Annotated in this window: 9 protein-coding genes; 1 reads left to right on the top strand and 8 read right to left on the bottom strand. The window is 68.8% G+C overall.

Translation table 11 applies throughout. The features are described 5' to 3' along the window. From D180_RS12300 to D180_RS12290, 3 genes are all read right to left on the bottom strand, one after another. A partial coding sequence (locus tag D180_RS12300; protein WP_017913025.1) for a Tex family protein occupies positions 1–2,244 on the bottom strand: 2,244 nt, incomplete at its 3' end. Between the two features lie 95 nt (positions 2,245–2,339). Next, positions 2,340–3,905, bottom strand: coding sequence for a hybrid sensor histidine kinase/response regulator (locus D180_RS12295; RefSeq protein WP_232760471.1), 1,566 nt, complete (start codon positions 3,903–3,905; stop codon positions 2,340–2,342). Positions 3,906–4,049: 144 nt separating this feature from the next. After that, a complete protein-coding gene (locus tag D180_RS12290) occupies positions 4,050–4,265 on the bottom strand; it encodes a hypothetical protein (protein ID WP_017907884.1) in 216 nt (71 codons plus the stop codon). A gap of 177 nt (positions 4,266–4,442) precedes the next feature. Between D180_RS12290 and D180_RS12285 the strand changes: the two genes are divergently transcribed. After that, complete coding sequence (locus D180_RS12285; RefSeq protein ID WP_017913023.1) at positions 4,443–5,654, top strand: FAD-dependent oxidoreductase; 1,212 nt, start codon at positions 4,443–4,445, stop codon at positions 5,652–5,654. 149 nt (positions 5,655–5,803) lie between these two features. On the opposite strand, the gene D180_RS12280 is transcribed toward D180_RS12285, so the two are convergent. From D180_RS12280 to phaE, 5 genes are all read right to left on the bottom strand, one after another. Further along, positions 5,804–6,259: a hypothetical protein gene (locus D180_RS12280; protein ID WP_017913022.1), complete on the bottom strand. Its 456-nt coding sequence runs from the start codon at positions 6,257–6,259 to the stop codon at positions 5,804–5,806. After that, positions 6,256–6,456 (bottom strand): PspC domain-containing protein, encoded by a 201-nt coding sequence (locus D180_RS12275; RefSeq protein ID WP_026144177.1) that lies wholly within the window; start codon positions 6,454–6,456, stop codon positions 6,256–6,258. Before D180_RS12275 ends, D180_RS12280 begins: the two co-directional genes overlap by 4 nt. Positions 6,457–6,484: 28 nt before the next feature. Continuing rightward, on the bottom strand, positions 6,485–6,853 hold the full coding sequence (locus D180_RS12270; protein ID WP_017913021.1) for a DUF5329 family protein: 369 nt from the start codon (positions 6,851–6,853) through the stop codon (positions 6,485–6,487). Positions 6,854–6,911: 58 nt separating this feature from the next. Continuing rightward, positions 6,912–7,988 carry a class III poly(R)-hydroxyalkanoic acid synthase subunit PhaC gene (locus tag D180_RS12265; protein ID WP_017913020.1) on the bottom strand — a complete coding sequence of 359 codons (1,077 nt, stop codon included), beginning with the start codon at positions 7,986–7,988 and terminating at the stop codon, positions 6,912–6,914. Further along, positions 7,985–8,913 (bottom strand): class III poly(R)-hydroxyalkanoic acid synthase subunit PhaE (gene phaE, locus D180_RS12260; protein ID WP_017913019.1); only part of this gene is annotated, 929 nt, incomplete at its 5' end. The genes phaE and D180_RS12265, both read right to left, overlap by 4 nt.

Raw genomic sequence — 8,913 nt, 5'->3', positions numbered from 1 at the left:
TGGCGGGCCCCCGGCGCCACGTGCGTCGCGGTCGCGGTCGGACGGACGCGCCGGCGCCGGCGTGTCGTCCAGGCGCCGGGTCAGCGCGATGCGCTTGCGCGCCACGTCCACTTCCAGCACCTTGACCTTGACGATGTCGCCGGCCTTGACCACGTCGCGCGGATCCTTGACGTAGCTGTCCGAGAGCGCGGAGATGTGCACCAGGCCATCCTGGTGCACGCCGATGTCGACGAACGCGCCGAAAGCGGCGACGTTGCTGACCACGCCTTCCAGCACCATGCCCGGCTTGAGGTCCTTGATGTCCTCCACGCCGTCGGCGAAGCGCGCCGCCTTGAACTCCGGGCGCGGATCGCGGCCCGGCTTCTCCAGTTCCTTGAGGATGTCGCGCACCGTCGGCAGGCCGAACTTCTCGTCGGTGAACTGGTCCGGCCTGAGGCCGCGCAGGAAGCCGCCGTCGCCGATCAGGGCCTTGATCGGCTTGCCGGTGGCACCGACGATGCGCTCCACCACCGGATAGGCTTCCGGGTGCACCGCCGAAGCGTCCAGCGGCTCCTCGCCATCGGCGATGCGCAGGAAGCCGGCGCATTGTTCGAACGTCTTGTCGCCCAGCCGCGGCACCTTGAGCAGGTCCTTGCGGCGCTTGAACGGGCCGTTGTCGTCGCGGTGGCGCACGATGTTCTCGGCCACGCTCGACGACAGCCCGGACACGCGCGACAGCAGCGCCGCCGAGGCGGTGTTGACGTACACGCCGACCGCGTTCACGCAGTCCTCCACCCGCGCGTCCAGCGCCCGCGCCAGGCGGTACTGGTCGACGTCGTGCTGGTACTGGCCCACGCCGATCGCCTTGGGCTCGATCTTGACCAGTTCCGCCAGCGGATCCTGCAGGCGCCGCGCGATCGACACCGCGCCGCGCAGCGACACGTCGAGCTGCGGGAACTCCTTGGCGGCGAACTCGGACGCCGAATACACCGAGGCGCCGGCTTCGCTGACCACGATCTTTTCCAACTTCAGCTGCGGGTTCTGCTTGATCAGGTCCGCGGCCAGCTTGTCGGTCTCGCGGCTGGCGGTGCCGTTGCCGATCGCGATCAGTTCGACGCCGTGCTGCGTGCACAGCTGCCGAAGCGTGTGCAGCGACTGGTCCCACTGCCGGCGCGGCTCGTGCGGATAGATGGTGTCGGTGGCCAGCAGCTTGCCGGTGGCGTCGACCACCGCGATCTTGCAGCCGGTGCGGATGCCCGGGTCCAGGCCCAGGGTCACGCGCGGCCCGGCCGGCGCGGCCAGCATCAGGTCCTGCAGGTTGTCGCCGAACACCGCGATCGCCTCGGCCTCGGCCTTTTCGCGCGCCTGGTTGAACAGGTCCAGCAGCAGGTGCATGTGCAGCTTGGCGCGCCAGGTCAGGCGACAGGCATCCAGCAGCCAGCGGTCGCCCGGGCGGCCCTGGTTGGCGATGCCGGCGCGCAGCGCGACGCGGCCTTCGGCGTACTGGTGGCCGGCTTCGGCCTCGCTGCCGGGATCCAGCTCCAGATACACGATCTCCTCGCGGCGCGCGCGGAACAGCGCCAGCAATCGATGCGAAGGAATCTTGGCCAGTGCTTCGGCGTGATCGAAGTAGTCGCGGTACTTGGCGCCTTCCTGCTCCTTGCCCTCGGCCACGCGGGCGCGGATGACGCCCACCTCGCCCAGCCAGGTGCGCAGTTCGCCGACCAGTGCGGCATCCTCGCCCCAGCGCTCCATCAGGATCGCGCGCGCGCCTTCCAGCGCGGCCTTGACGTCGGCCACGCCCTTGTCGGCATCGACGAAGCCGGCGGCAAAGGTTTCCGGCACCTGGCTCGGATCGGCCAGCAGGCCATCGGCCAGCGGTTCCAGCCCGGCCTCGCGGGCGATCTGCGCGCGCGTGCGCCGCTTGGGCTTGTAGGGCAGGTACAGGTCTTCCAGCCGCGACTTGGTGTCGGCGGCGACGATCTCCGCACGCAGTTCGTCGCTGAGCTTGCCCTGCTCGGCGATGCTGGCGAGCACCGCAGCGCGGCGCTCTTCCAGTTCGCGCAGATAGGTCAGGCGCACTTCGAGATTGCGCAACTGGGTGTCGTCGAGTCCGCCGGTGACTTCCTTGCGGTAGCGTGCGATGAACGGGACGCTGGCGCCCTCGTCGAGCAAGGCGATGGCGGCGCGCGCCTGCGCCGGCTGCGCGCCGATCTCGGCGGCGATGGTGTTGGCGATCTGCTGGGCGAGCTGAGTGTCGTGCATTGCGTCCGGCCGAAGCCGCCTTGCGGAAAACCCGCATTTTCGCAGTGCGCGCGCCGCCGGGGAACCCGTTGACAGGCGCGCGCCGACCTGTCGCGTCAGGTGACCCCGGTCGGTCCGTCCAGCACCATGCGCACCTTGCGGATCAGCTCCTGGCGGTTGTACGGCTTGGCCAACACCTCGAACTCGTTGCCACCGGCATCGGTACGCTCGATCGAGGATTCGGCGTAGCCGGTGGTCAGCAGCACCTTGATCTTGGGCCGGCGCCGCCGCGCCTCGCGCGCCAGCATCACGCCGTTGAGGCCGCCGGGCATGATCAGGTCCGAATACAGCAGGTCCACGTGCACGCCGGTGTCGAGCAGCTCCAGCGCCTCGCGCGCGTTGTACACCACGTGCGTGGCATAGCCCTGGTCGCCGAGGAACAGGCGCGCCAGTTCGGCGATGTCCGGCCGGTCCTCGACGATCAGGATCGTCTCGTCGCCCTGCCGGTCGAACGGGCGGCGCGTGCGCGAATCGCGCGGGGCCATGTTCTCGACGTTGTCGTCGATCGGGAAGTACAGGCGCACGGTGGTGCCGTGGCCCTCCTCCGAATACAGGCGCACCGCACCGCCGGACTGCTTGGCGAAGCCGTAGACCATGGACAGACCCAGGCCGGTGCCCTTGCCCTCTTCCTTGGTGGTGAAGAACGGATCCAGCACGCGCGCCAGCACCTCCGGCGGCATGCCGCTGCCGTTGTCGGTGATCGACACGCACACGTAGTGGCCGGGCAGCAGGTTGTCGTAGGTGGTGGGTTCGTCCGCGCGCACCGAGACGTTGCGGGTCTGGATCACCAGACGCGGCGCCGCCTGGTCGGCCATGGCGTCGCGCGCATTGATCAGGATGTTGAGCAGCGCCACTTCGGCCTGGGTCGGGTCGATCCGGCAGTTGCGCAGGTCCGGCGACAGCTCCAGCGAGAACGCGATGCCGTCGCCCAGCGTGCGCTCGGCCACATCGCTCATCCCGGCCACCAGGGCATTGAGATTGAGCACGCGTCCTTCCAGCTTCTGCTTGCGCGCGAACGCCAGCAGCTGCTGGGTCAGGCGTGCGGCCTGACCAGCCGCATCGCGTGCGCGGTCCACGCTCTTGCGCAGCAGCGACGGATTCAGCGGGTCGCTCTCGACCGCATGCTCGATCAGTTCCAGATACCCGGACATGACCTGCAGCAGGTTGTTGAAGTCGTGCGCGATGCCGCCGGTGAGCTGGCCCAGCGCCTCCATCTTCTGCGCCTGGCGCAGCGCGTCCTCGGCATCGCGGCGGCGGCTGACGTCCAGCTGCGAACCGAAGAAATACACCAGCTCGCCACGGTCGTCATACACCGGAGAGATATACAGCGCGTTCCAGAAGCTGGAACCGTCCTTGCGGTAGTTGAGGATCTCGACCGCCACTTCGTCATGCGACTTGATCGCATCGCGGACGCTGTGCACCGTCTCGCGATCGGTGTCCGGCCCCTGCAGGAAGCGGCAGTTATTGCCGATCAATTCCTCGCGACCGTAACCGGTCATTTCCAGGAACGCGCGGTTGACGAAGATGATCGGATTGTCCGGCTGCCGCGGATCGGTCACGATCATCGGCATGCGCGTGGTCTGCACCGCAGCGAAGAAAATATCGCTGCGCTGGTTGGACATGTCGGTGGGGGCGTTCGGGTCGACGGTCGTCGGCGGCGCCGAGGTGTTGCTGATTTCTGGTGCGGGCATGGTCGGTGGCAGGTCGATGCGAACCGTCGCTGGCCCGCCTAGGCGGGCGGCCACACCGGGGTTCGCACGCCGGCGTCAACGCGAATAATACCTGTGCAGGCGTTCTACCACGATATCGTCCTGCAGCGACTCCAGCGCCATGATCCGCACCTGCCGATCGCTCAATGCCAGCACGCGCTCGACATAGATCTCCGGGCCTGCCTCGGTTTCCTTCATGGACTTGCGGAACCCGTAGGGCACGACGCCCTTCTCTCCGTCCTTGCTGCCACCGATATACAGAACGACCGACATGACGCTTCCTCTACAGGGAATTCGTGGAACTGGCGCGCACCATACACAGCGCCATGTGAGGGACTTCTGCACCGAGATTAATCGCGGCTGTTTGCCCGAACATGACGTCCGCGGCGGCTCACGCGGACTTAACCGGACCTGCGCCTAAGTCGCACATCCTTTCTGCGCCGGGGCGTCATGGATCTCAAGAGCGGTTATCCCTTCTGGTCGGTCCGCAACGGCCTGATGCAGAGCTTTCCGCAGCTGCGCGACGACGTGCGCTGCGATGTCGCGGTCGTCGGCGGCGGTATCACCGGCGCCTTGATCGCCGAAGAACTGAGCGCGCACGGGCATGCCGTGACGGTCCTGGAGCAACGCGACATCGGCTGGGGCAGCACCGCGGCCAGCACCGCCCTGCTGCAGTACGAGATCGACACCCATCTGATCGATCTGGCCAAGCGCTATGGCGAACCTGCCGCCGCCCTCGCCTACGGCGCCTGCGCGCAGGCGCTGGAGCAGTTGCGCGACCTGGTCCGGCCGCTGCGCGATGTCGACTTCGGCTGGAACGACAGCCTGTACTACGCCAGCAAACGCCGCCACGTGCGGGTGCTGCTGGAAGAACTGGAAGTGCGCGCGCGACACGGCCTGGACGTGGAATGGCTGGACGCGCAGACGCTGGACGCGGACTACGGCCTGCAGGCGCACGGCGCGATCCTCAGCCACCAGGCGGCACGGGTGGATCCGTACCGCCTCACCTATCGCCTGCTCGGCCGCGCCTTCCGACACGGCGTCGGCGTCTACGACCGCACCCGCATCGCGCGGATCGTGGTCACTGGCCGCGGCGTGACCCTGCACACCGATCAGGGCGCGCAGGTGCGCGCCGGCCATGTGGTGATGGCCGCCGGCTACGCCAACCAGCACTGGCTGGATCAACGCGTGGCCCGCAACCGCAGCAGCTATGCCTTCGTCAGCGACCCGCTCGAGCCTTCCGTCCTCGGCCCATTGCGCGACACCATGATCTGGGAAAGTGCGCGGCCGTATCTGTACCTGCGCAGCACCGGTAACGGCCGCATCGTCGCCGGCGGCGAGGACGACAGCGTGGACGTGCCGGCGCGCCGCGACGCGCGCGTGGACAGCAAGGCGCGCACGCTGTCGCGCAAGATCGCCAAAGTGATGCCGGGACTGGAGCTGCAGCCGACCTTCGCCTGGGCCGGCACCTTCGCCGAGACCGAGGACGGCCTGCCGTTCTTCGGCCCGCACCCGCAGCACGGCCCGCGCGTGCAGTTCGCCATGGCCTACGGCGGCAACGGCATCACCTACAGCATGATCGGCGCCGGCCTGCTGCGCGCCCAGATCGAGCGGCATGCGCACCCGCTCAAGCGCCTGTTCGGTTTTTCCCGGCTCGACTGACCGAGCCACCAACAAGCGCCACTGGTACATCCGTACGAGTGGCTTCAGCCGCGACCGCGGCGTTCCCGGGAAAGCCCGTCGCGGCTGAAGCCGCTCCTGCGCGGCAACGTCGTGCATTGCGAAAGCAGCGGTTTGCGGACGCCACGCGCTCAACCCGTCCCCGGCCACCAACCCCGACCGTACAGCGCATAGCGATCGGCTGCGCGTTCCAATGGATTGCGCACGCTGACCCCGCCGCAGGCCAGGTACACCGGCAGGAACAGCGGCCCGAGCAGCATGTACTGCAGCACGTGCGCACGTTCGTGGTCGCCGAGCCGTACCGCAGGATGCCGGCAGCGACCGGCAGCGTGTTCGTAGGTGGCGCAGGCCACGTCCAGATCGTCTGCGCTGAGCAGGATCACGTTGCCCAGCGTCATCGCCCCGCGTGGCCGCATCGGCACGCGTTCGAACACCAGCGCCAGTTCGCGTCGGCTGAAGCGCAGGCGCGCACCGAAGGCCAGCGCGATGGTCCCGACGAGCATGCCCAGGACAGTGTTCGGCGAGGTCCAGAGGACGCCGACGGCGATGCCGGCACGGCGCCAGACCCGCGACAGCGGCCGCGTCAATCGGCTTCGTTGGGAATCAGCAGCCACAGGATCAGATAGACCAGGATGCCGGGGAAGGCGGCCGAGACGATCGACCCGACCACGTACAGCACCCGCAGCAGAGTTGCATTCCAGCCGAAGCGGTGGGCGATCCCGCCCATCACGCCCGCGATCATGCGGTCGTTCAACGAGCGCGACAGCGAACGGGGTTGCGACATGGCAGCGGCTCCAGCGACGGCGGCTGGCTCACTCTACGCGTGCCGGCGCGGGCGCGGCGTGACGGCGCAATGCCGCCAATTGTTGCTCGAACCAGGCCGCCGCCTCCTGCTCCGGCCGGCCAGGACAGGCGACACGGTAGGCGCTTCCGCTGACGCTGCTGCGGCTGGCGCCGCGCGCGATGAACTGCTCGGCGCTGTCCACCAGGTCGCGCGAACGCAGTGCCGCATACTTGCGCTGCAGATGCGCCTCGGCCTCACGACCGGAGTACCAGGTCCCGTTGCGTTGGAACCGGCACGGCGAGGACTGCAACGCCGCCAGCAGTCCGCGGATTTCACGGTCGGCTGCGGCCGCAGGCGCAGCGATGCCGCGCTCCACGCTCAGCCAGGCCAGCGCCATCGCCAAGACGACGCCAGCAAGACGCGCCCCTGGCGGCACGACGCGTCGCCGCTGGCGCTCAGTGCCCGCCATCGCGCTCGGCCAGCCACTGATGCAGCGCCGCCGGCACTTCGCGTTGGGCGCGGCCGGAGACGTAGATACCGATATGGCCGCCGCGGAAACTCAGTTCGGCGTAGTCGCGGCTGCCGACCACGCCGCGCAGCGCCCGCGACGCGTCCGGCGGCACCAGGTGGTCCTGCTCGGCATAGACGTTGAGCACCGGCATGGTGACCCGACCCAGGTCCACCGTGTGCGCACCGATGCGCGCGCGCCCGTGCATCAGCGCGTTGTCCTGGTAGAACTGCTTGACGAACTCGCGGAAGGTCTCGCCGGCCAGATCCGGCGAATCGAAGATCCATTTCTCCATGCGCAGGAAGTCCTCCAGCGCCCGCGGATCGTCGAGGATGTCGAGCAGGCCGACGTACTTCTGCAGGTTCAGGCGGAACGGCTTGAGCATCAGGTAGCTGACGTTCATCAGGTCCGCCGGCACGTTGCCCAGCGTGTCCACGAACAGGTCGACGTCGACCTGGCGCGCCCAGTTGGACAGCATGTTGTCCGGGGTGTGGAAATCCACCGGGGTGACCATGGTGACCAGGTTGCGCACCTTCTCCGGCTGCAGCGCGGAGTAACACAGCGAGAACGTGCCGCCCTGGCAGATACCGAGCATGTTGACCGGGGCGCCGTCGCCGGCCGCGCGCAGGTGGTCCACCGCGCCGTCGATGTAGCGCAGCAGGTAGTCCTCCAGCGTCAGGTAGCGCTCGGAACGGTCCGGGTAGCCCCAGTCGAGTACGTAGACGTCCTCGCCCAGCGCCAGCAGTCCCTGCACCAGCGAGCGGTCCGCCTGCAGGTCGACCATGTACGGGCGGTTGACCAGGGCATAGACGATCAGCAGCGGCACCTTGGTGGTGGGCGGGCGTTCGCCGACGAAGCGGTACAGCACCACCTTGCCGTCGCGCCACACTTCCTGGCGCGCGGTGGCGCCGTAGTCCACCGTGTCCAGGCCCGGCAGCACGCGCAGACCTTCGAGCAGCTTGCGCTGCAGCTCCAGGGTTTCCTGGACCAGATCGTCGCTGCTGAAACTCAGCGGTCCCTTCATGCGCGACTCCGGCGTGCTGCCGGCGTGGTCCCGGCCCGCCGCGACGTGGCGGCGGGCGTGGCCTTCGCTGGCGTGGCGGCGTTGGATTTGGATTTGGGCGCGGCGGCTGCCGACCGCGCAGGGGCCGACCTGGCCGCGCTCTTCCTGGGGCTTCTCTGCGGCGCAGCCGGGGCCGTGGCAACCGGTGCAGGTCCGGCTGCGGCAGTCGCGCCCTGCCCTTCGCCGCGCTCCAGTCGTCGCAGCCGCCGTTCCAGGTCGGCGATGCGCCGATGCGCGGCATCCAGTTCGGTACGCGTGGGCAGGCCCACCTGCTCGCACACCTGCTCGGTCTCGCGCTGCAGCAGGGCGCGCAGGCGCATCTGCGCGTTCGCGACGTCGGCATAGACCTGGCGGAACTCCGGCGACAGCGCGGCCGCCGCATACGCTTCCTCGGCCGCGTCGATCCACAGATCGAACATCGCCCGCGCGTTGGTCAGTTGCCGGCCCGGATCCTCGTGCGCGCGCAGCTTCTCCTCGAACAGGCCGAAGGCGCGGTCGATGGCGCCCTGCAGCAGTCCCAGATAGGCCTGCAACTGCGCCTGATAGTCCTGCTGGGCCTTGGCCAGCGCCCGCCAGCGTGCCTGGTGGTTGCGCGCCGGGCCGAACCCGGGCATCTGCAACCATGGGCCACTGTCGCGTTGCAGGCCCTGCAGCCACTGCGCCGCCTGCTGCAGCCAGGGGTCGATCCCGGCCTGGCCGGCCCCGCGCACCGCACCCAGCAGCCACTGCAGCAACTGCTCGCGTTGACCCTGTACCTGTCGCTTCCAGGCGTCGGCGACGTCGGCACTGCTGGCGTCGCGACCGGCGAACTGCGCTGCCACCTGCTGCATCGCGCCGAGCCAGTCGCCGGCCTGCTGCTGGAACTGCGCGAGCGCGTCCTCGGCCT

Origin of the sequence: Xanthomonas sp. SHU 166 (genome assembly GCF_000364685.1) — a bacterium.
In the GTDB taxonomy this organism is placed as follows: Bacteria; Pseudomonadota; Gammaproteobacteria; order Xanthomonadales; family Xanthomonadaceae; genus Xanthomonas_A; species Xanthomonas_A sontii.
Note: the sequence above shows the minus strand (reverse complement) of the source record. Positions and strands in the feature narration are given on the sequence as shown.